This is a genomic window from Aeromonas sobria (assembly GCF_000820145.1).
Taxonomy (GTDB): domain Bacteria; phylum Pseudomonadota; class Gammaproteobacteria; order Enterobacterales; family Aeromonadaceae; genus Aeromonas; species Aeromonas sobria.
The window spans coordinates 132316-152622 of record NZ_CDBW01000032.1; the positions used below are offsets into that span (position 1 = coordinate 132316).

Genomic DNA, 20307 nt, shown 5'->3' on the forward strand with positions numbered 1-20307 from the left:
AATACTCACTTGAACTGTTAATGTATGCTTGTTAACTTATCTTTTTTTTAAGAAAAATTCCATAATGGCAACAGAAATAGAAGATATATTTTGTCTTTCTATTTTAATAAAATCAAGAATAGTGTTTCTGGGGATGAAGATAATTGATTCATACTCGAAAGAGTTAACTGTTCGGAAACAACCAAGAATCTCCTCTTGGCTTACATCACTATAAATATAGAGACCGATATCGAGTACAGATGCATCTTTGTCAATAACATAACAAAAAGGAGTTATTGTGCGGACCATATTTTGGTTTACACCAATTTCCTCATGTAGCTCAGTCAGTAATTGTTTCTTGAAGTCGTATATATCATTGTCTTTTATTATGGAGGCATCTAACCCCCCACTTGGCACTAACTCCCAGAGTCCTGCATCTTGGGTTGTGAATTTAGATCGTTTTCCAAAAACAAAACCGTCTCTACATTCCATAATACCAGAAACTGCAATAGGCATTATCTTTATTTTTTCAAGAATTTTTGGTTGGATTCTTTTTGAAAAGAAAAATTTGTAATTATCGATAACAGACGTAATTCTATTTGATGAATCTGATATGCAGGAGAGTATAACCCCATCAAACAAGTTACTATTGTTATCTTGCGCCAGATTCCAAATTTCATCTACTATGGGAAGTAGGGTTTCATCATGTTTTATTCGGTATTTCTCTATGAAAAGCACTGCATTGTCTGAAAACGCATACACGCTTAACATGTTGTATGTTTCCTTAAAGTAGAAATTCATGCTATCTTAGCAGAAGTATATTAGGAGGTAAACTTATGAAAGACAAGTTGAATTTGATTCAGATTCATGAACACTGGAAAAATTGGGCTGTTACTTATGGCACGGAACTACGAGCCACCACGAAAACAGGAACAGCAAAACTGATCGAGTTGGCTGAGTTAGCAAAAACCATATCATCTTTGAAAGGGTCGCTTCCTATTAATGCTAACATTTTGGAAATAGGTTGCGGTAATGGCCACAATCTTTTTTCTTTATATGAAGTCTTTCCAGAGTATAAATATGAGGGAGTAGATTTCATTGATGAGATGATTTCATCTGCAGAGCAGCTTAGGCAGAGTAAACTAATCGAGAAAGAATCAATAAATTTTAGTGTTGGTAATGTTCTCAATTTGGAGTGTCTTAGTGAGCAATACGATTTGATTTTTACTGTCCGTTGCCTAATAAATTTAAATACGGACATTCTGCAAATGAATGCTATTGCTAACATCGCAGAAAAAATAAAATCAGGTGGATATATTTTAATGCTTGAAAATTCTACTGGCTCTTACTCAAGACAAAATTATTTACGAACTCTTGGTGGCCTTGAAAAAAGAGAACCGGCAGAATTTAATCACTTTATGAATGAAGAGTTAGTTAATAATCAATTAAATTCATTAGGGTTCTTCAAAGTAAAAAGTAACTGTTTTTCAACATTGCATGATGTCGTGCTCTATGTCCTCCTGCCCATGATTAATGGTGGAAAAGTAGACTATGAAAATCCCATCGTTGAAGCTGCGGCAAAATTATCAAGTGCCTTAACTGAAAATGGGGATGAGATGTTAGGTGATTATGGTCAAAATAGATTATATCTATATCGCAAGCAATAATATTTTGTCAAGGTAAATGCATGAAAGGAATTTTTTTTGATTTTGATGGGACACTGGTTCAAAGTCTGGAATCAATGTTTCATATATATTCTTTATTTTTATCTAGAAGAAATATACAGGCATCTACTGTTGAATTTGAAAAGCTAAATGGTCCTCCTTTAACCGAAGTTGTTCGTTGTTTAAAGGATTGGCATCATTTACCTGAAAGCAATCAATCATTGCTTGCTGAGTATAATCTTTTAATAGATGAGATGTACATTAATTCCCCCCCCAGTATAGGAATGGTCGAGCTGATTCATGAGGCTGTGAAACATTCATGTCGATTGGTTATCGTAACTTCCAATAAGAGAAGTAGGGTTGAGGCATGGTTAGATATTAATGATATGAAAGATACCTTTGATTTAATTGTCGATGGTGAAGATGTAAATATTGGGAAGCCTCATCCTGATCCATATCTGTTGGCATTGAAAAAATCTCGATTATATCCTCGCGATGTTGTTGCGGTGGAGGATTCTATCCAAGGTGCTACATCGTCCTTTCAAGCAGGTATTATGACCTATTTACTTACAGATGTGCCCAGTTGTCAACAGGAAAAAAAAGGCGATTTTAAATATGTATGCTCTTTAGTCGAGTTAAAGGTTTCATTATTTGGTGATTCGTGATTCTGAGTGGCTAGATGTATGTAAAAGGTTCAATGGGTATTCTGAATATAAATGTTCGGAGTTACCCATGATACATAGAGTAGTTTTTAGAGGGAGCGTATATCATCTAAATATAGCGTCATATATTAAAATGACATACGCACTTATGGATTTTATTCGTGATTCATCGTACTTTAAAAACAGGCTGAATAGGCTCACCGTCAAGATTTTCTTTTATTGTCAATTTACTATCATGTTCTATCAGTGCCGGTAATATTTCTGTATATATTTCCAATATTTTCCTGATGTCCGCATCGGTATGAGAATAGTTGAGGTTATGACTTCCCAGCGTAAGGATTCCTCGTTTACATAACTCTTGCATCAGATAGCTTTTTAATAGCCAGCTAGAGTGATTGTGGGAATCGGAGACTAACAGGAAACACCATGTAGGATGTCCAGCAGTTTTTATCCATTCTGGTGCTTTTATATCAGTAAGTATGTTATTCAATCCATCAAGAAGGAGCTGTCCTCGTTCAGCTAAGCGAGCAGGTATATTGTAATAGCGCATTTTTTTGATGACGGCCTTGGCGGCAGCTAATGCAATAACATCGCCACCAAAAGTACCAGAGAAAAAAATATCTTCCATGCGCTTCATATATTTTTTACGTCCGACCACCGCTGATATAGGGAATCCATTGGCCATGCCTTTGCCAAATGCTGCAAGGTCTGGCGTTACTCCGAATAGGGTCTGCGCTCCTCCAAGATGATTTCGAAAGCCGGTAATTGTTTCATCAAAGATAAGCAGAGTTCCATGTGCATCACAGAGCTGGCGTAGGCCCGGCAGAAAATCGGGGGTTGGCCAAGCTACGTTCATTGGTTCCAGAATGACGGCCGCAAACTCCCCCTGGTGGTTTTCCAGTAGATGTTGTAGTGAGGCGAGATCGTTGTAGTCAAATCTGTGGGTTAACTCTCTCACGCACTCGGGAACCCCCAGGTGGCGGGTAGTCGAGCCAATGTACCAATCTTGCCAGCCGTGGTAGCCACAAACGGCCACCCGCTCCCGCCCGGTGACGGCGCGGGAGAGCCGGATACAGGCGGAGGTCGCATCAGTCCCGTTTTTGCCAAAGCGAACCATCTCAGCACAAGGAATAAGCTCGATAAGCTGTTCGGCAACTTCTGTTTCCAATCGGTGAGGAAGAGAGAAGATTGAGCCCAGATTGAGCTGCTCCATGACCGCCGCATTCACATCCGGATCGCAATATCCAAGACTGATGGCCAGCAGGCCGCTGGCAAAATCGATGTACTCATTTCCATCCACATCCCATACATTTGCCCCTTGTCCCCGTTCGATGAAGAGGGGGGCAGCTCCATAAGGGAAACAGAGTCGGCTTTTGGAGAAGGTCTGGGAGCCTAGAGGAATACTCTGCTCCGCACGGGCCGAGAGAATTAGTGATTGTTGATAACGCGAATTCATCATTGTGTTTCCTTGGCAAGGGAACGAGCCAGCCCTTCATTGCGCTGGTGTTGGGTATTGATAATTGCCAACTCCGGCTGTAGTGCCAGCAAGGCGAGGATATCGTCAGTGGTGAAGGCCGAGTTGGTAGGGTATAGAGCCTGATAAATGCGCTCTACCAATTCAAAATCGGCAGGCTCATCGACAGTCCAGCGCAGGTGTGCCAGTGAAGGCGTACGCTGCAGTTCGCCAATGGAAAATTGCTCGGAATGGCTGCGGACGTAATAGGTGACATGTTCTCGCTCGGTCTGCGTAGTTGCTTTTTCCTGCAAGGTTGCCAATGTTGCTCCGCTCATGATCTCGGCATCCAGCCCATCCGGGTAACTGGGGTTGCCGCAGTTGCTACTGTAGTCGAACTTGCCCGAGAGATGCAGGGCTATCAGCTCATCTATTACCATTGGGTCAGCCAGTGGGCAGTCACCTGTTAGACGTACCACATGGGTTGGACTGTAGGGTTGAGCTGCCAGATAGAAACGCAGCAGCACATCGTCAAGTGGGCCGCAGAAACAGGGGATACCCAGCTTTTCACACAATGCGGCAATGGCGCGATCTTCCGGTTGATCGCTGGTGGCAACCAGCAGCTTGTCCAGCAGCTTGCTCTGCTGCAGCCGTTCAATCTGCCTTGCCAGCATGGGTTCGCCCAGCAGCTCTTTCAATACCTTGTTGGGCAGACGGGTAGAGCCGGTTCTTGCCTGCAGAATGCCTAGGATCATTGTGTTCTCCAGAGGCCGGGGTTGATAAGGCCCTGCTCCATAGAAGCAAGCGGGGCAATTTCGGTCTCGTTGCATTCATGTAGCGCTTGACTGGCCGCAACGATAGCGGCCAATTCTTGCTCATGGCAGACACCGATGACGAAGCGGCTTACCTGTGGCAGGGCAGTTATGATTGAGAGTGCTCTGCCAAGCGGGACGAGCGAAGGGTGCCAGTTATCAAATCGTTCCAGTTGGGCTGCAAAGCGGTGAAAATAGTCTGGGCGCTGCGCCGGCTCCATCAGCAGGAGTCCCTGCAAAAAAAGCGACCGTACATGGATCTCACATCCCATCTCTACCAGCTGGTCGAGCCATCCGGTGCGCAGAAAGCGCTGATCGAGCAGGTTGGCAGGCAATTGCACCAATTCAAGGGGGTAGCCAGCTGCGATCCAGGCACCGAGCTCCTCTGGGGAGTAAACGGAGACACCCAGCTTACCGACAGTACCCTGATGCTGCAGTTCAGTGAGCAACTCGAACAGGGCAGGAGAGGCATCCTGACTGCGGTGGAGCAGCAAGCCATCGAGCCGTTTGCGCCCCAGCAGCCGCATACTGTTGTTGACTGCATTGTGAACATCAGCCAACGGGAGTCCTGGCGCGAGCTTGTCGATCAGCGTGAAGTCGGTGGTATCTCTTGTCCCCAGCTTCTGCTCGGCATTGCCATAGGCTTGTGCCGTATCGAGGGTATCGATACCTGCATGACGGGCTAGCGCAATGATTGCATCGAGTTCCCTATCGCTGACTTGCCCGTCCCGGTTACTTACCCCGTAATTGAGGCCGAATTGCACTGTGCCGAGAGCTAACCGCATAGCGCCTGCTCCAGGGCGTGTACCACCTGTTCCTGCTCCGAGTATGAAAGGGTCGGGAACAGGGGGAGGGAGATAGCGCATTGATAGTAAGCTTGCGCGCCCGGGTAGACGGCTGGGTCATGTCCCAGACCACGGTAATAGGGCTGGGCAGGAATGGGAATATAGTGGACGTTGGCGCCGATGCCGGCAGCACGCAGCCGGGCAAACACCAGATCGCGTTCAGCCACCTGGATGACATAGAGGTGACAGCCGCTCTGGCGGTCACTATGTTGCTGCAGCGGCCGGGCTGACAGGGGCGCTAACAGTTCGTCATATCGATGCGCAAGTTCACGCCGCTGGGTGATGAACTGATCCAGACGGTTCAGCTGGCTGAGACCGAGAGCCGCCTGAATGTCGGTCAGACGGTAGTTGAAACCCAGAAGTTGCTGCTCGTAGTACCATTCCCCGGGGGAGGGCATGAACAGCGATTGCGGGTCACGGGTGATCCCGTGGCTACGGTAGAGCCGCAATTTGGCAGCCAGTTCCGGATCCCGGGTGGTGATGGCGCCACCCTCTCCTGTGGTGATCGGCTTGACCGGATGAAAGCTGAAGACCGTCATATCACTGTGCAGGCAACTACCGATTGGTGACCCTTGATAGTGGGCTCCCAATGCATGGCAGGCATCTTCTATCAGGGTGATGCCGTGCTGGCGGCAGAGCGCACCAATCTCTTCGAGATCGCAGGGTTGGCCCGCCAGATGTACCGCAATCAGCGCTTTGGGCAGAACATTAATGAGCGCGGCCTGCTGCAGCTTGCTCTTGAGCGCCACAACATCGAGGTTGCCGGTAGCGGGATCAACATCAACAAAGTCCACGTTGGCATTGCAGTAGCGGACGCAGTTAGCCGAGGCCACAAAACTCACCGCAGAGACCCATACGGTATCTTCGACGCCCAGCTCCAGTACAGCGCAGGCTAGATGAAGCGCAGTGGTTCCGTTACTGCAAGCAACCACATGCGGCACCTGGCAGTAATCGGCCAGTCCCTGTTCGAAAGCGGGAACAGCTTGGCCTTGGGTCAGATAATCAGATTTCAGTACGGCAACGACGGCCTCAATATCGGCATCGCTGATCGATTGGCGGCCATAAGGAATCATTCGGATAACACCTGCTGGTTCATGCTCTGTAGTTCGGCTATCGACAGAAAGTGCTGATTATTTAGGGAATTATATTCAAAGCTCGGAGCGACCAGCTGGGCTGTTTCACCTAGCGCATTCGTGCTGAAATCATTGTTGCGGCTGTTGAAAGTGATACTTGGGGCAATCACGTAGTAATCGTTGAACTCGTAGGTGTGGAAAGAGTCGTCAGCTGGGCACATCACCTCGTGCAGCTTCTCTCCAGGGCGGATGCCGATGATCACCTGTTTAAGGGCCGGAGCCATGGCCGCCGCCAGATCGGTGATCCTGACTGACGGAATTTTTGGCACGAACAGCTCGCCACCGCGCATACGCTGGAAGTTGCTAAGAACAAAATCGACACCTTGCTGCAAGGTCAGCCAGAAGCGGGTCATCTCGGGATGGGTGATAGGCAGCGTATCAGCCCCACTGTTGATCAGGTTGTCGAAGAAGGGCACCACTGAGCCCCGTGAGCCGACAACGTTGCCATAACGCACCACCGAGAAGATGGTCGGGTTCTTGCCCGCCATATTGTTGGCGGCGACAAAGAGCTTGTCAGAGCAGAGTTTGGTTGCACCGTAAAGGTTGATCGGGTTGGCTGCCTTATCGGTGGAGAGTGCAATGACTTTCTGTACGCCATTGTTGAGCGCGGCCTTGATGACGTTTTCGGCCCCCCCCACGTTGGTCTTGATGCACTCCATCGGGTTGTATTCTGCTGCTGGCACTTGCTTGAGCGCCGCGGCATGTACTACGAAGTCGACATCGCGCATTGCCATGTCGAGGCGCTCGGCATCGCGAACATCGCCGATAAAGTAGCGCATGCAGGGATGGTTGAAACGCTGCTGCATTTCAAACTGCTTGAGCTCATCACGGGAGTAGACGATCAGTCGTGCGGGCTGGTAGCGGGCTAGCACGGTTGCAATGAATTTCTTGCCAAATGACCCAGTGCCACCGGTAACCAGGATTGTTTTTCCATTAAACATGACGGTGTCCCATGATGAAGATTGGTATCTATAGAATTCTAAAGCACTTTTTATGCCATTTGCAGACGTATATTGGCAGGTGTGATCTGAATGGCTGTTTTTTGGCTACTTGCTGTCGCGTTGGGCAATGGCTCGGCATACCTGCTCCACCGCATTGAGGGCTCTCGGGGTGAAGCGGTGCAGCTCATCCGAGTTGATCAAGTCGAGTCGCTGATGTTGCACAGCGTCCAGATTGGGCCACTTCTGCCAGTGACTCAGGGCGTCAGGATCTTGACTCCCCGCCAGGATCAGCGAGGGGTTGGCTCTGATCACCTGTTCCATGTCCACTTGAGGGTAGGGGGTCTTGGCATTCGCCATGATGTTGATCCCCCCGCAGAGCTCGATGGCTTGAGCAGGCCAGGCATTGCCACTGACGCTGGTGAGCGGCGGATACCAAAGCTGGTAGAACACCTTGACGCCGGTTGGCTGGCCATAGCGCTGTTGCAGGTCATGCAGGCGCGCCAGATAGCGATCGGCGGCTTCGTTGGCACTCTTTTCAACCCCCAGCAATTTGCCCAGTGCCCTCATCTCGGTGGCCAGCGAGGCAAAATCGGTGGGCTCCGAGTAAAAAACCGGGATACCCAGCTGTTCTAGCGGTGCCAGCATTCGGGATTGGGCCGAGCGCCAGCCCAGGATCAGGTCCGGTTTTTGTGCCAGCAGGGCCTCGACATTGATGCTGCGATAATTGGCCACCTTGGGCTTGGTTTTCACTTCGGCGGGATAGTCGGAGGCATCGTCGATAGCCACCAGTTTGTCACCGGCACCGATGTCATAAAGCAGCTCGGTCAGGTGGGGAACTACGCTCACCACCCGGATCGGAGTGGCGGCCAGCAGCGCAGCGGGCAACCAGGCAAGCAGTACGCAGGGTAGCCAGACAGGCAATCGCAACCATCTAACCATGAAATAATCCCGCCACCGTGATAACCAGCGCCAGCATCAACCAGCCCCAGCCCATTCCTTGCAAAATATTGAGTACCTTGCGCGGAGACTCGCAATCGGGGTCATTACCGCTGCCAAGTACCGGCCAGCGTTGCAAGGTTCCCTGATAGTAGCGAGGACCGCCAAGGCGGATCCGGCACTTGTCAGCAAGTAGTGTCAACAGCATCCCCATGGCGGGGTAGGGCCAGAGCGCCCCACTTCGCAGCAACTGTGCTGCCTGTTTGAGGCGGCTTGCCAGCAGTGGCAGCCCCAGCAGCAGGATGGTGGGAGCATTGAGCCCCTGATAGAGGGCGCTGGCGGCACGGCCAAAATAGCCAAACGCGGGATCCTTCATGCTCCAGCTCTGGTTCATCAGCTGGGTCAGCCGCCAGAGCAGGGCGCCTTGTACCCCCGCGAGGGCGTACCCCAGCAGCGGGCCCGCCCATTGGCCCACCAGACGCAGGGCGCAGCTCTCCGTCACCGCTTTGGCAATGCCCATGGCAGAAAGTTTGCCGGTGTCACGTTTGAGCCAGGGCGTCGCCTGCAATCTCGCTAGCGGTAGGGTTTCCTGCGTGGCGAGCGAGCGGGTGGCATGGGCAAGTTCGCGCAGCGGACGGGATTCGATTATCAAGAGCAGGAACAGCAGGTCAAACAGCGGCTCGCTCAGGGCAAGATTGCGCAACGACCAGAGCCCGGCTGCGCAGGGAACCCAGACCACCAGCATCGCCAGCATGCCTGCTTGCAGTTGCTGGCGCGGCGTACCATCGGCTCTGTGCACCTTGTGACCCAGTCGGGTCAGCAGGGGCGTAATGGCCGAGAGCCGCAGATGGGATGGCCACGGGATCACCGCCTCCAGCAGGGCTGCCCCCACCAGAATGGCCGCCGTCGTCGAGAGGAGGGCATCGGCCATCAGTTTGAGCGAGCCGGTTTCGATCACAGCTTGCCGAGCATCTTGATGATCATTTCGGCGGAGTGTTTGCCCGCTACTTCGATAAAGGCGTCGAAGGATTCAACCTGTTCCTTGCCAGCGATATCGGACATGGCGCGCACTACCAGATAGGGCACCTTGAACATGTGGCACACTTGACCGATGGCGGCACCTTCCATCTCGACCGCCAGCATCTGCGGGAAGTCGGCGCGAGCCTTGGCGATGGCGTCCGGTTTGCACATGAACTGATCACCGGTGCAGATAAGGCCAACCTTGGTCTGATGCTTGCCCTGTTCGGCAATGCAATCCTGGGCGACCGCGATGAGCTTTTCGTCGCAGGGGAAGGCGGCAGGCTGCTGCGCCATCTGGCCCATCTCGTAACCAAAGGCTGTCACGTCGACATCGTGGAAGCGCATCTCGCTGGCAATCACTACATCACCGATATGCAGATCCTGGGCGAAGCCGCCCGCAGAGCCGGTATTGATGACGCAGTCAGGGGCGAATTTCTCCAGCAGTAGGCTGGTGGCCACGCTGGCAGCGACTTTACCGATGCCGGAGCGGGTGAGGATCACCTCTTTGCCTGCCAGCATCCCTTGATAGAACTCACAGCCGCCCAGTTGCAGGGTGGTGGGGTTGCTCATCTGGCTGCGCAGCAGGGCTACTTCTTGCTCCATGGCGCCGATAATACCTACTTTCATTGCTGACCTCGTCTTGCTAGCCGTGTGGCTGAGTTTAAGTTGCTGTAGATCATAACAAAAGATGGCGTCTGCGCCGAGAGGTACACGCGAAAGCGAAGGATGGTGAGAGCGATCACCAAAGGGGTGTATAGAGAGACAGGATGGGGGGAGTTGATGATTAAAGTAACTTCACCAGGCAGATACAAAAAAACCGGCTTGCGCCGGTTTTTTTGGTTGCTGAGCAAACTGGCTTATTTAGCCAGAGACTCCGGCAGTTCGTCACGAATTTTGGCGAGCATCTCTTTCAGTACGCGCGGGTTAGCTACGACAGTGTTACCTGAGTTCTCGTAGTTATGACCACCCACGAAATCGGTCATGATGGCACCGGCTTCTTTGGCCAGCAGCTCACCAGCGGCAGTTTCCCAAGGCTTGAGGCCGATTTCCCAGAAACCGTCGATGCGACCGGCGGCAACGTAGGCCAGATCCAGCGCGACAGAACCAGAGCGGCGAATGTCAGCACACTCGATAAACATGCTCTGGAACATTTTCAGGTAGGGGGCAATGTGGTGCTTCTGCTTATATGGGAAACCAGTTGCCAGTACGGTACCAGCCATCTCACGGGCTTTGCCAACACGGATGCGGTAGCCGTTCAGCTGTGCGCCGTTACCACGGGTAGAGGTAAACAGCTCATCACGGATGGGATCATAAACGACAGCTTGTTCAGTTTTGCCTTTCACGCGCAAGGCGATGGAAACAGCAAAGTGTGGAATGCCTTTAACAAGGTTGGTCGTGCCATCCAGTGGGTCAATGATCCATTGGTAGTCCGGATTGGTACCGGCAATCTCACCAGACTCTTCAGCAATAATGCTGTGCTCAGGGTAAGATTTTTTGATGGTATGAATGATGGCCGCTTCGGCTTCACGGTCAACGTTGGTCACGAAGTCATTGCTGCCTTTTTGGATAGCCTCAATGTTCTCGGGCTGGGAGAAGGCTTTTACTACAACTTGACCGGCGTTGCGCGCAGCGCGCACGGCGATATTCAGCATCGGATGCATAGGTTCACCACTGGATGTTAAAGAACGGGGGATAAAAGGACGGCATATGATACCAGTATTTTTATCGATGGCAACTGTAATCCCCCTACGACCAATTGATTACCACTGCCAGATGTGACGGCTCCAATATAGACCAGATCTGCGCTAGTCTTATCCCAGCAGCCGGATACAGGCTGTCATGAGCATAGGGATATGAGCCATGAATTTGTCATTAGTGAGTCAGAACATGTCAGCGGCCAGTGAGGGACTGTTGGCCATCTTGCGGTCATCACCCGAGTATGGTGATCACTTTGCCCACATTACAGTGACCCCCCTTGCCCAGTGGCAACCGGCCAAGACGGAGGCGGCGATCCTGCTGATCGACGGAGCTGATCCCTGGCAGGATACCGGATTTACCCGGGGAGAGGACGAGACGATCGGCTTGCCGGTCTTGCCGCTGCTGATCCGCAAGGGAGACAAGGAGCTGACGGTCTGCGGGCCGGATGTGCGTGACCCCCGTTTCTATTTTGTCTCAAACGGCATCGTGCTGGATGAGTCAGAGCTGGCCGAGCCTGCCTGCAGCCGGGTGTTGCTGCGCAAGCTGGAGTCCTACTTCCCGCTGCTTTCCCGCCTGATCATGCTGCGCCAGCGCAAGCCGGTCGCCTTGCTCAACTAGCATTTACCATTGCCAGAGCGTACAAGCGGCGCACCGCATGCCTTTTTTGGCCAGCGGTGCGCCGCTTTTTAATGGTCTGGAGCCGGTCACTTGTTGCAAGATGAGGCGGCTATGGTGTTGCACCCTGTTAACACTGTGCAATCAGGCTATGACCAACAAGGAGTGAATCATGATCGACTTTTATACTGCCGCGACCCCCAATGGTTTCAAGGTAGCGATTGCCCTTGAAGAGCTGGGCTTGCCCTATCGGGTCATTCCCCTCGACTTGTCGGCGCTGGATCAGAAACAGCCCGAATTTCTTGCCATCAACCCCAATGGCCGCATTCCGGCCATTGTCGACCGGGATAACGACGATTTCGCGGTATTCGAATCAGGCGCCATCCTCATCTATCTGGCGGAGAAAGCTGGCAAGTTACTGCCCGCCGATCCCAAACGCCGCTCTCAGGCTCTCCAGTGGTTGATGTTTCAGATGGGGGGCGTCGGCCCCATGATGGGGCAGGCCAACGTCTTCTACCGCTACTTCCCCGAGAAGATCCCCGCCGCCATCGAGCGTTATCAGAAGGAGGGGCGGCGGTTGTTCGAGGTGCTCGACAGCCATCTGGCCCACCATGAATATCTGGCGGACGAGTACAGCATCGCCGACATTGCTACCTGGCCCTGGGTGCGTATTTATGACTGGAGCGGTATCTCCATTGAGGGACTGCCTCATCTGCAAGCCTGGATGGCCCGCATGGCAGAGAAGCCTGCCTGCCAGAAGGGGATCACCATTCCGCCACGCAAAGAGCAGCCAGATGAGCTGATCAAGCAGGCGCAACAGATGGTAACGCGTTGATTTTTAACTGTGGATGGGGCATTACGCCCCGTAATATTAGAAAAACTAAGGCAAGCCGATTATAAAGATTCGTTCGTTTTTTGTGAGCTGAATCACTATGATGCCCCCATTCCGCCACACGTTCTGTGCGGTGGTCTGGCGGGCTCCCCGCCTACTGTTTCCAGCACTTTTTTATGATGGCATCACAGCCTCTGTGATCAGATCTCTCTGGGCATATTACCCCGGAGAGGCGGCAGCATTTTTACGATTTAGCGGGACTGATATGGATCGGCACAGTTTTTATCCTTTATTTTTATTGACCATCCTGATGGTCGCTGTGGGCCAGATGACCCAGACCCTGTATGTACCGTCGATTCCCATGATGGCGGGGGATTTTAATGTTGCCTCGAGTCAGTTGCAGGCGGTGATGGCCTGTTACCTCATTCCTTATGGCCTCTCCCAATTTGTCTACGGGCCGTTGTCGGATCGTATCGGCCGTCGTCCGGTGCTGATCGTCGGCATGATGGTGTTTCTGGTGGGGACCCTGATCATTCAGCTCATTCCACACTTCACTGCCCTGCTGGTGGGAAGCTTCATTCAAGGGTTGGGGACCGGTTCTGGTGGTGCCATGAGCCGTACCGTGATGCGCGATCGCTACAATGGCGCAGAGCTCAACCGCGCCAACAGTCTGGTGAGCATGGGGGTGATCTTCTCCCCGCTGCTGGCGCCGGTGCTGGGTGGTTGGCTGACCGAGTTGTTCAACTGGCGTGCCGGTTACTGGTTTCTGTTCGGCTTTGGTGCGGTAACGACCCTGGCGCTGCTGGCCTGGTTTGGTGAAACGCTGCCGGTGGCGGCACGTCAACAGCCACTGCGGGTTAGCGCGGCTTATCGTCATGTGCTGAGTAATCCACGCTTTCAGGGCAACCTGCTCTGCCTGATGGCAACTTTCGCCGGTCTGGCGGTGTTTGAAGCGGCTGCCGGCGTGCTGCTGGGCGATGTGCTAAAACTGAGCGCCCGCACCGTGAGCGTGCTCTTCGTGCTGCCGCTGCCCGGCTATCTGTTCGGTGCCTGGCTCTCTGCCAAGCTCAGTTTTCGTCTGAGCCAGGGCAAGTTGATGCGTCTGGGTATTGTTTTTTTGGCGCTCGGTTCTCTGATCATTCTGTTGCCAGGGTTGTTCGGTATCGTGAGTGCCGCCTCGCTGGTTGGCGGCGCGGCGGTTTACTTCATCGGTAGCGGCATCCTCTATCCGACCGCCACCTCCTGCGCCATTGAGCCATTCCCCGGTCAGGCTGGCACAGCCGGTGCGATTCTCGGCGGGATGCAAAATCTGGGGGCCGGCATAGTGACGCTGCTGGCGGCTGGCTTCCCGATGACAGGGCAGGTGACCTTGGGCGCTATCATGACCCTGATGGTCTTGCTGGTTGCCCTGAGCTTTGCCTGGTTGCGCCACCATGGCTCCCCCCACGAGCAGATGGCGATCTGAACGACGGGATCAACCTCGATAAGCCCACCGTTACTGGTGGGCTTTTGTTTGGCAGAAAGAGTACACATCACTGTGCTACTGCAGCTTGATAGAGCGGGGCGCCATGACCGTTTATGCGAGGAAAAAGAAAAAGCCCGTCACCTTGGTGACGGGCTTTTTGCTATTGGTACCCCGAGATGCCGTTGCCGGTTTGGGCCCTTGAACCGTAGGTTCAAGGCGGGAATCGAATCTGACCGCAGGCTTCTCGGTCGTGCCGAGCATGCGCAATAGCCAGAAGGCCGATCCCCTGTTGGGTATGATTATCGGCTCGGGGACTTGAACCGGCTGACAAACATCCCAGGGAATTTTAAAACGGTTTGCGATTAGGGCTGCTGCCCCTCTTCGCTGGAATCACCATACTGACCATGCTCAATCAAGGCTGCTTCGATGGTGCGTTGCAGCATCTTGATCCGCTTGTCCATGGTTTCAGAGTATTGGTGATTCTTATCTTTTTCAAGGCAGAGCTCATGACAGAAGTTAAGCGCCGCCATGATCGCCAATTGCTCATTGCTCGAAACTTTGGAGCGTTGACGCAGGTCGATCAGCTTGTCGGTCAGCTGCTCGGCGGCCTGGCGCAGGGCATCCTGCTGTCCCAAGGGACAGGATACCTTGTAGGGACGTCCCAAAATGACGATTTCTACGGCCTCTGTGCTCATGCCTTCCTCAATACGGCGGAGCTGATTTCCGCCTTTATCCACGTGGACAACTGGGCGGGACTATATAGCGCAGATGCATAAGTTTCAAGGCCTTGCTGGCTCTGGAAGAGGGAGAATGCTAGGATCCTGGCCATTAATTCTGCAAATTTGACTGAACTTTGAGCGGATCCTCGATGAGCAAAACGAACCCCCTTGAATATACCGCCGTATCTGACCTCATGGAGCAACATGAGTTGATGGCAACGGCAGTAGAAGCCCACGGCGTGATCTGTGGTCTGGTATGTGGTGGCGTGGCCCTGGATGACAAGAGCTGGCTGCCTCCTTTTAACGATCTGGTGAACGACGGTTTCGGCCTGCCGGCCCCGGTGCGCCAGGTGATGACCGATCTTTATCACAATGTGGTCGAGAGCCTGATGGCCCAGAAGGGCGTCGAGCTGCTGCTGCCAAGCGACGATGCCCCCCTTGATGAGCGCATCGATTCGCTGGTGGATTGGTCACAGGCATTTCTGGCCGGTTTCGGCGTGGTGCAACAGGAGCTCTCCCGCGCCTCGGAAGAGCTACAGGAGATGATCCAGGATATCGCCAGCATCACTCAGGTCTCTGCCGAGTTCGATCAGGAAGATGACGAGAACGAAGCCTCTTTCCTGGTGCTCTACGAACACGTCAAACTGGGGGTGATGATGACCTTCGAAGAGTTTGGCAAGCGCCCCGAGACCCCGAGCACGCCGCCAACCCTCCATTGAGACGCGGGCCGAAGTGGCCATTTCTGATCTGCAAGAGCGCCTGATGGCGCTCTTTTTTATGGCGCTGTTGTGGCTAACCCTGTGAGGCGCAACCGGTTTTTTGCCAGTGACCTCGCATTCGGCTTGCGGCTTTGTGATAGCATGAGGCCACCTTTTTCACTTCTTCCTCTCTGCTTATGTCTCAATCTGATGTGCGACAGGTCGATGTCACCCTGGTCGGCGGTGGAATGAGCGGTGCCGTGCTGGCGCTCTCGCTGGCGGCCCTGCTTCGATCCGATGGCTCCCCCCTCGAGATCCTGCTACTGGAGGCAAGCATCCCCGAACAGCATACCGATTCAGGGTTTGACGCCCGCGCCATTGCGCTCTCGGCCGGTACCTGCGATGCGCTGTTGCGGCGCGGTCTCTGGCCGCTGTTTGCCCCCCACTGCGCTCCCATTACCCATATTCATGTCTCGGATCGGGGCCACTGTGGTCAGGCTCGCCTGTCGGCCGCCGAATATGGTTTGCCTGCGCTGGGTCAGGTGATCGAGCTGGCTGCCGCTGGCAACGAGCTGCAACGGGCGATGGCGGCCGCCACCAATATTCGGGTCTGCTGTCCGGCCCGGGTACGCGAGATAGAACCCGATGAGGAGAAGGTGACCCTCACCCTCGAGAGCGGTGAACAGATTGAGACCCGCTTGCTGGTGGCGGCAGACGGGGGTAACTCGTTTGTGCGTCAGCACTTCAAGTTGCCGGTGACCCGCCACGACTTTGAACAGCACGCCATCATCGCCACGGTCAAAACAGCGCAAGACCCTGAGGGACGCGCCTTCGAGCGCTTTACCGAAGGGGGCCCGCTGGCCCTGCTGCCGATGCAGCAGGGGCTCTCCTCGCTGGTGTGGAGCGTCGGGCAGCAGGAGGTGGATGAGCTGATGGCTCTCGATGAAGGGGCGTTTCTCGCCCGTCTGCAGCAGGCCTTTGGCTGGCGGCTCGGCCGCTTCGAGCGATGTGGCGTGCGTAACGTCTATCCGCTGATCCTGACCGCCTGTGACTATCCGCTGGCCCAGCGTACCGTGCTGGTGGGCAATGCCGCCCACGCCCTGCACCCCATCGCCGGACAGGGCTTCAACCTCGGGATGCGGGATCTCGACCTGCTCACCGGTGCGGTGGCCAAGGCGCTGGCAGAGGGGGAGGATATCGGCAGCTTCAAGGTGCTGAGTGGCTACTGGCAGCAGCGCCAGCGCGATCAGGCGCAGACCGTCTGGCTCACCTCCTCGCTGGCCCAGCTCTTCTCCAATGGTCACGATCCGCTGGTGGCGGGGCGCAATCTGGCGCTCACCCTGATGGGGCGGCTCCCGTGCCTCAAGGCGCCGCTCGCCTCGCGCACCCTGGGTTTTGTCGCCGATGTGTGCGGCAACTAGCCAGCGCTTGTTGAGCGGAACCTGTTGACCGGAAGATAGTGACCGCCATTCGTTGATCAAAACGTGTTGAATAAAGAGGCGATGCCTGCGGGCGTCCCCTCGCTGGCCAGCCGGTCAGCTCTGAAAGGATGAGATGATGCAGATGCAAAATGTGGATGTGGTGATTGTCGGTGGCGGCATGGTGGGGCTGGGGCTCGCTGCGGCCCTTAAACATAGCGCCCTCAAGGTGCTGGTGGTTGAGGGGCAACTGCCCGACCCGCAGTTGGGGGAGGTGGCCGACAACCGGGTTAGCGCCCTGAGCCTGGCCAGCCAGCAGATCCTGCACCATGTCGGCGCTTGGGATGGCATTGCAGCGCGCCGCCTGCAGGCCTACGACAAGATGGCTGTGTGGGAGCAGGACAGTTTCGGCCATATCGACTTCGATGCCGCCAGCCTGCGTCAGGCCAACCTCGGCCACATCGTCGAGAATCGGGTGATCCAGCTGGCGCTGCTCGAGGCGATTCTCGCTGACGGGACGCGGGGGGCCAACAACATCCAGTTGCTGACCCCCGCCCGAGCCAAGAGCCTGCAGAGCGGCCCGGCGGGCGCCTTGCTGCTCCTTGAAGATGGTCAGGCCATCTCGGCCAAACTGGTAGTGGCGGCTGATGGTGCTCACTCCTGGGTACGCCGTCAGGCCGATATCCCGCTTACCAGCTGGGATTACGGCCACCATGCCCTGGTGGCAACGGTGCGCTGCGCCGAGCCCCACGAGGCGGTGGCGCGCCAGATCTTCACCCCGGATGGCCCGCTTGCTTTTTTGCCGCTGTGGCAGGAGAACCTCTGTTCCATCGTCTGGTCGCTGCCCGCAGCTCGTGCCGAGTCGCTCTGTGCCTGTGATGACGAGCAGTTCAATCGCCAGCTCACCGCCGCCTTCGATGCCCGCCTCGGTCTGTGCAAGGTGGAAGGGCCGCGCAGCGCCATTCCGCTCACCGCCCGCTATGCCCGCGACTTTGCCCGCGAGCGGCTAGTGCTGGTGGGGGATGCCGCTCATACCATCCACCCGCTGGCGGGGCAGGGGGTCAACCTCGGCCTGCTGGATGCCGCTGCGCTGGCAGAGCAGATTTTGCAAAGCCATGCCGCGAGCGAAGATATCGGCCTGCTCGCCAACCTGCGCAGCTACGAGCGCTGGCGCAAGAGCGAAGCGGCTCGCATGCTCGCTGCAATGGAAGGGCTCAAGCGGCTGTTCAGTGGCGCCAACCCGCTCAAGAAGCTGGTGCGAGGCGTCGGATTGCGGGCGGCCAACCTGCTGACGCCCTTCAAGGCGGGGGTGATCCGCGCCGCCATGGGGCTGGAGGGCGAGTTGCCCGCATTGGCCCGTCCTGACTGGGCTGTTGCGGCGACCAAGGGCAGTGCCATGCAGGCCAAGGGTGAAAAAAACTAATATTACCCGCTGTTTTTGGCAACAAAAGTAATCCGACAAGGCTGATGACCCGTTTTGGGTGTCAGCCTTTAATTTTGCTCTGGAGCGAAACGTTTTTCTGTAAATTGTGACGAAACGGTAAAAATCAAAATTTAATCTCGCCTGAGTCGGCTTATGGCTGTTTTTATCACTGCATTTATCTTAGTGTCTGGAGTCAGTTTTACGGGAGGGGATTAGTTTTTTTTGAGCGGCACGCTCGCCTGCTTGTCATATAATCCGCTCCGTTCAAGGAATCCCTCTTGCCTGGCAAGGGCAGGAGCGAGCACACACTTTTGGATCCGGTCACTTTTTGCTGCGCGCAGTGCAGTCCGAGCGGTGGCACGGGTCGCAAGGGTGGTCGCTACAGCGAAAAGGCTTTTTGCTAAGGAAAGAATGCGATGATCCAGACTACTGTACTGCATCCCAAACACCTGGAAGCCGGCGCCAAGATGGTGGACTTCCACGGTTGGGAAATGCCCATCAACTACGGCTCCCAGCTGGAAGAGCACCACGCGGTGCGCAGCGATGCCGGTATGTTCGATGTCTCCCACATGACCATCGTCGATTTGACCGGCGAACGGGTCAAAGCCTTTCTGCAACACCTGCTGGCCAACGACGTGGCCAAACTCACCGTCTCCGGCAAGGCCCTCTACAGCGGCATGCTCAATCCGGAAGGCGGCGTGATCGATGACCTCATCACCTATTATCTTGGCGATACGTTTTACCGGCTGGTGGTCAACTCCGCCACTCGAGAAAAAGATCTGGCCTGGATCCGCCATCACGCCATCGATTTCGACGTCAGCGTGACCGAGCGTCCGGAGCTGGCAATGATCGCGGTGCAGGGCCCCAACGCCAAGGTCAAGGCGGCTGCGGTGCTGAGCGCCGCCCAGCGTACGGCTGTGGTGGGGATGAAGCCCTTCTTCGGCGTGCAGGCTGGCGATCTCTTTATCGCCACCACCGGCTACACCGGCGAAGATGGCTACGAGATCGTGGTGCCGCAAGAGAAAGCCTGTGAGCTGTGGCAGGCGCTGCTGGATAACGGCGTCGCCCCGTGCGGCCTCGGTGCCCGCGATACCCTGCGCCTCGAAGCGGGGATGAACCTCTACGGTCAGGACATGGACGAGTCAATTTCTCCGCTTGCCGCCAACATGGCCTGGACCATCGCCTGGGAGCCGAGCGAGCGCAACTTCATCGGCCGCGACGTGCTGGAAGCGCAGAAAGCGGCGGGCAACCAGCCCAAGCTGGTGGGTCTGGTGATGGAAGAGAAAGGGGTGCTGCGTGCCGGTATGCCGGTCACCTTCACCGCGGCAAACGGTGAGAAGCGGGAAGGTGTGATCACCTCCGGCTCTTTCTCCCCCACCCTGGGCTACAGTATTGCCTTGGCGCGGGTGCCCCGTGATATCGGCGAACTGGCCGAGGTGGAGATCCGCAAGAAGCTGGTCACCGTGAAGGTCAGCAAGCCTGCTTTCGTCCGTAACGGCCAGAAGCTGGTTTAACACAATGTCGGGGGAGGGCAGTGTCTTCCCCGCGCTTTTCATATTCGTTTTTAAACGCGACTCAAAGATCAAAGGAAGCACAAATGAGCCATATCCCGAGCGAACTGAAATATGCCACTTCCCACGAGTGGATCCGTGTTGAAGCCAACGGCGAGGCCGTGGTCGGTATCACCGAGCACGCCCAGGAGCTGCTGGGTGACATGGTGTTTGTCGAGCTGCCGGAAGTGGGCAAGCAGGTCAGTGCCGGTGACGACTGCGCCGTGGCCGAGTCGGTCAAGGCGGCCTCCGACATCTATAGCCCGGTGAGCGGCGAGATCATTGCCGTCAACGAAGAGCTGGAAGGGAGCCCCGAGCTGGTCAACTCCGATCCCTACAGCGCCGGCTGGCTGTTCCGCATCAAGCTCGATGACGAGAGCGAGCTGGCCAACCTGCTGGATGCCGAAGGCTACCAGAACGTGGTGGACGAATAGTAATGCCCCG

At 54.7% G+C, this 20307-nt stretch carries 21 protein-coding genes and 1 other RNA gene; 10 read left to right on the forward strand and 12 right to left on the reverse strand.

What is annotated here, in order from left to right; genetic code table 11:
* Nucleotides 1-36: 36 nt before the first annotated feature.
* Nucleotides 37-750 (reverse strand): NUDIX hydrolase, encoded by a 714-nt coding sequence (locus BN1135_RS14355; protein ID WP_042022235.1) that lies wholly within the window; start codon nucleotides 748-750, stop codon nucleotides 37-39.
* 65 nt (nucleotides 751-815) lie between these two features.
* On the opposite strand from BN1135_RS14355, the gene BN1135_RS14360 reads away from it, so the two are divergent.
* Together BN1135_RS14360 and BN1135_RS21700 are read left to right on the forward strand one after the other, a co-directional pair.
* Nucleotides 816-1646 (forward strand): class I SAM-dependent methyltransferase, encoded by an 831-nt coding sequence (locus BN1135_RS14360; protein WP_052443846.1) that lies wholly within the window; start codon nucleotides 816-818, stop codon nucleotides 1644-1646.
* Between the two features lie 20 nt (nucleotides 1647-1666).
* A complete protein-coding gene (locus tag BN1135_RS21700) occupies nucleotides 1667-2308 on the forward strand; it encodes an HAD family hydrolase (RefSeq protein ID WP_082186807.1) in 642 nt (213 codons plus the stop codon).
* 163 nt (nucleotides 2309-2471) lie between these two features.
* Here BN1135_RS21700 and BN1135_RS14365 read toward each other — a convergent pair whose 3' ends face one another.
* From BN1135_RS14365 to suhB, 9 genes are all read right to left on the reverse strand, one after another.
* A complete protein-coding gene (locus tag BN1135_RS14365; RefSeq protein WP_223290141.1) occupies nucleotides 2472-3764 on the reverse strand; it encodes an aminotransferase class III-fold pyridoxal phosphate-dependent enzyme in 1293 nt (430 codons plus the stop codon).
* Nucleotides 3761-4513, reverse strand: coding sequence for a cytidylyltransferase domain-containing protein (locus BN1135_RS14370; protein WP_042022238.1), 753 nt, complete (start codon nucleotides 4511-4513; stop codon nucleotides 3761-3763). The genes BN1135_RS14365 and BN1135_RS14370 overlap by 4 nt, the downstream gene beginning before the upstream one ends.
* Nucleotides 4510-5355: an aldo/keto reductase gene (locus BN1135_RS14375; protein ID WP_042022240.1), complete on the reverse strand. Its 846-nt coding sequence runs from the start codon at nucleotides 5353-5355 to the stop codon at nucleotides 4510-4512. Before BN1135_RS14375 ends, BN1135_RS14370 begins: the two co-directional genes overlap by 4 nt.
* A complete protein-coding gene (gene pseC / locus BN1135_RS14380; protein ID WP_042022243.1) occupies nucleotides 5346-6488 on the reverse strand; it encodes a UDP-4-amino-4,6-dideoxy-N-acetyl-beta-L-altrosamine transaminase in 1143 nt (380 codons plus the stop codon). Before pseC ends, BN1135_RS14375 begins: the two co-directional genes overlap by 10 nt.
* Nucleotides 6485-7489 carry a UDP-N-acetylglucosamine 4,6-dehydratase (inverting) gene (gene pseB, locus BN1135_RS14385; RefSeq protein WP_042022245.1) on the reverse strand — a complete coding sequence of 335 codons (1005 nt, stop codon included), beginning with the start codon at nucleotides 7487-7489 and terminating at the stop codon, nucleotides 6485-6487. The genes pseC and pseB overlap by 4 nt, the downstream gene beginning before the upstream one ends.
* A 105-nt stretch (nucleotides 7490-7594) precedes the next feature.
* Entirely contained in the window at nucleotides 7595-8428 is an 834-nt protein-coding gene (locus tag BN1135_RS14390) for a cobalamin-binding protein (protein WP_042022247.1), read from the reverse strand.
* A complete protein-coding gene (locus BN1135_RS14395) occupies nucleotides 8421-9383 on the reverse strand; it encodes a cobalamin biosynthesis protein CobD/CbiB (RefSeq protein WP_042022249.1) in 963 nt (320 codons plus the stop codon). The genes BN1135_RS14390 and BN1135_RS14395 overlap by 8 nt, the downstream gene beginning before the upstream one ends.
* On the reverse strand, nucleotides 9380-10072 hold the full coding sequence (gene mtnN, locus BN1135_RS14400; protein ID WP_042022251.1) for a 5'-methylthioadenosine/S-adenosylhomocysteine nucleosidase: 693 nt from the start codon (nucleotides 10070-10072) through the stop codon (nucleotides 9380-9382). The genes BN1135_RS14395 and mtnN overlap by 4 nt, the downstream gene beginning before the upstream one ends.
* 230 nt (nucleotides 10073-10302) lie before the next feature.
* Entirely contained in the window at nucleotides 10303-11106 is an 804-nt protein-coding gene (gene suhB, locus BN1135_RS14405; RefSeq protein ID WP_042022253.1) for an inositol-1-monophosphatase, read from the reverse strand.
* Between the two features lie 199 nt (nucleotides 11107-11305).
* Here suhB and BN1135_RS14410 point away from each other — a divergent pair, with 199 nt between their 5' ends.
* The 3 genes from BN1135_RS14410 to emrD all read left to right on the forward strand — a co-directional run bounded on the left by BN1135_RS14410 (nucleotide 11306) and on the right by emrD (nucleotide 14055).
* A complete protein-coding gene (locus tag BN1135_RS14410) occupies nucleotides 11306-11761 on the forward strand; it encodes a hypothetical protein (protein WP_042022255.1) in 456 nt (151 codons plus the stop codon).
* A 169-nt stretch (nucleotides 11762-11930) separates the two neighbouring features.
* On the forward strand, nucleotides 11931-12593 hold the full coding sequence (locus BN1135_RS14415) for a glutathione S-transferase family protein (RefSeq protein WP_042022256.1): 663 nt from the start codon (nucleotides 11931-11933) through the stop codon (nucleotides 12591-12593).
* A gap of 262 nt (nucleotides 12594-12855) precedes the next feature.
* A complete protein-coding gene (gene emrD, locus BN1135_RS14420; protein ID WP_042022257.1) occupies nucleotides 12856-14055 on the forward strand; it encodes a multidrug efflux MFS transporter EmrD in 1200 nt (399 codons plus the stop codon).
* A gap of 164 nt (nucleotides 14056-14219) precedes the next feature.
* Here emrD and ssrS read toward each other — a convergent pair.
* Nucleotides 14220-14401: non-coding RNA, 6S RNA (gene ssrS, locus BN1135_RS21705), on the reverse strand.
* A gap of 16 nt (nucleotides 14402-14417) precedes the next feature.
* Nucleotides 14418-14750: a cell division protein ZapA gene (gene zapA / locus BN1135_RS14425; protein WP_042022258.1), complete on the reverse strand. Its 333-nt coding sequence runs from the start codon at nucleotides 14748-14750 to the stop codon at nucleotides 14418-14420.
* A gap of 173 nt (nucleotides 14751-14923) precedes the next feature.
* On the opposite strand from zapA, the gene BN1135_RS14430 reads away from it, so the two are divergent.
* From BN1135_RS14430 to gcvH, 5 genes are all read left to right on the forward strand, one after another.
* Nucleotides 14924-15493, forward strand: coding sequence for a UPF0149 family protein (locus BN1135_RS14430; RefSeq protein ID WP_042022260.1), 570 nt, complete (start codon nucleotides 14924-14926; stop codon nucleotides 15491-15493).
* A 176-nt stretch (nucleotides 15494-15669) separates the two neighbouring features.
* A complete protein-coding gene (ubiH, locus tag BN1135_RS14435; protein WP_042022261.1) occupies nucleotides 15670-16893 on the forward strand; it encodes a 2-octaprenyl-6-methoxyphenyl hydroxylase in 1224 nt (407 codons plus the stop codon).
* 136 nt (nucleotides 16894-17029) lie between these two features.
* Entirely contained in the window at nucleotides 17030-18313 is a 1284-nt protein-coding gene (locus BN1135_RS14440; RefSeq protein ID WP_042022263.1) for an FAD-dependent 2-octaprenylphenol hydroxylase, read from the forward strand.
* Nucleotides 18314-18729: 416 nt separating this feature from the next.
* Entirely contained in the window at nucleotides 18730-19827 is a 1098-nt protein-coding gene (gene gcvT, locus BN1135_RS14450; protein ID WP_042022266.1) for a glycine cleavage system aminomethyltransferase GcvT, read from the forward strand.
* An 83-nt stretch (nucleotides 19828-19910) separates the two neighbouring features.
* Nucleotides 19911-20297, forward strand: a complete 387-nt coding sequence (gene gcvH / locus BN1135_RS14455; RefSeq protein WP_042022267.1) for a glycine cleavage system protein GcvH — start codon at nucleotides 19911-19913, stop codon at nucleotides 20295-20297.
* Nucleotides 20298-20307: the final 10 nt, after the last annotated feature.

What these genes read in the sequence shown, in the direction of transcription:
- mtnN (WP_042022251.1), bottom strand. Translation starts at nt 10,072, where the DNA reads ATGAAAGTAGGTATTATCGGCGCCATGGAGCAAGAAGTAGCCCTGCTG.
- BN1135_RS14440 (WP_042022263.1), top strand. Translation starts at nt 17,030, where the DNA reads ATGCAGATGCAAAATGTGGATGTGGTGATTGTCGGTGGCGGCATGGTG.
- pseC (WP_042022243.1), bottom strand. Translation starts at nt 6,488, where the DNA reads ATGATTCCTTATGGCCGCCAATCGATCAGCGATGCCGATATTGAGGCC.
- gcvH (WP_042022267.1), top strand. Translation starts at nt 19,911, where the DNA reads ATGAGCCATATCCCGAGCGAACTGAAATATGCCACTTCCCACGAGTGG.
- BN1135_RS21700 (WP_082186807.1), top strand. Translation starts at nt 1,667, where the DNA reads ATGAAAGGAATTTTTTTTGATTTTGATGGGACACTGGTTCAAAGTCTG.
- suhB (WP_042022253.1), bottom strand. Translation starts at nt 11,106, where the DNA reads ATGCATCCGATGCTGAATATCGCCGTGCGCGCTGCGCGCAACGCCGGT.
- ubiH (WP_042022261.1), top strand. Translation starts at nt 15,670, where the DNA reads ATGTCTCAATCTGATGTGCGACAGGTCGATGTCACCCTGGTCGGCGGT.
- zapA (WP_042022258.1), bottom strand. Translation starts at nt 14,750, where the DNA reads ATGAGCACAGAGGCCGTAGAAATCGTCATTTTGGGACGTCCCTACAAG.
- emrD (WP_042022257.1), top strand. Translation starts at nt 12,856, where the DNA reads ATGGATCGGCACAGTTTTTATCCTTTATTTTTATTGACCATCCTGATG.
- BN1135_RS14370 (WP_042022238.1), bottom strand. Translation starts at nt 4,513, where the DNA reads ATGATCCTAGGCATTCTGCAGGCAAGAACCGGCTCTACCCGTCTGCCC.
- BN1135_RS14360 (WP_052443846.1), top strand. Translation starts at nt 816, where the DNA reads ATGAAAGACAAGTTGAATTTGATTCAGATTCATGAACACTGGAAAAAT.
- BN1135_RS14390 (WP_042022247.1), bottom strand. Translation starts at nt 8,428, where the DNA reads ATGGTTAGATGGTTGCGATTGCCTGTCTGGCTACCCTGCGTACTGCTT.
- BN1135_RS14365 (WP_223290141.1), bottom strand. Translation starts at nt 3,764, where the DNA reads ATGATGAATTCGCGTTATCAACAATCACTAATTCTCTCGGCCCGTGCG.
- BN1135_RS14415 (WP_042022256.1), top strand. Translation starts at nt 11,931, where the DNA reads ATGATCGACTTTTATACTGCCGCGACCCCCAATGGTTTCAAGGTAGCG.
- pseB (WP_042022245.1), bottom strand. Translation starts at nt 7,489, where the DNA reads ATGTTTAATGGAAAAACAATCCTGGTTACCGGTGGCACTGGGTCATTT.
- BN1135_RS14355 (WP_042022235.1), bottom strand. Translation starts at nt 750, where the DNA reads ATGTTAAGCGTGTATGCGTTTTCAGACAATGCAGTGCTTTTCATAGAG.
- BN1135_RS14410 (WP_042022255.1), top strand. Translation starts at nt 11,306, where the DNA reads ATGAATTTGTCATTAGTGAGTCAGAACATGTCAGCGGCCAGTGAGGGA.
- BN1135_RS14430 (WP_042022260.1), top strand. Translation starts at nt 14,924, where the DNA reads ATGAGCAAAACGAACCCCCTTGAATATACCGCCGTATCTGACCTCATG.
- BN1135_RS14375 (WP_042022240.1), bottom strand. Translation starts at nt 5,355, where the DNA reads ATGCGGTTAGCTCTCGGCACAGTGCAATTCGGCCTCAATTACGGGGTA.
- gcvT (WP_042022266.1), top strand. Translation starts at nt 18,730, where the DNA reads ATGATCCAGACTACTGTACTGCATCCCAAACACCTGGAAGCCGGCGCC.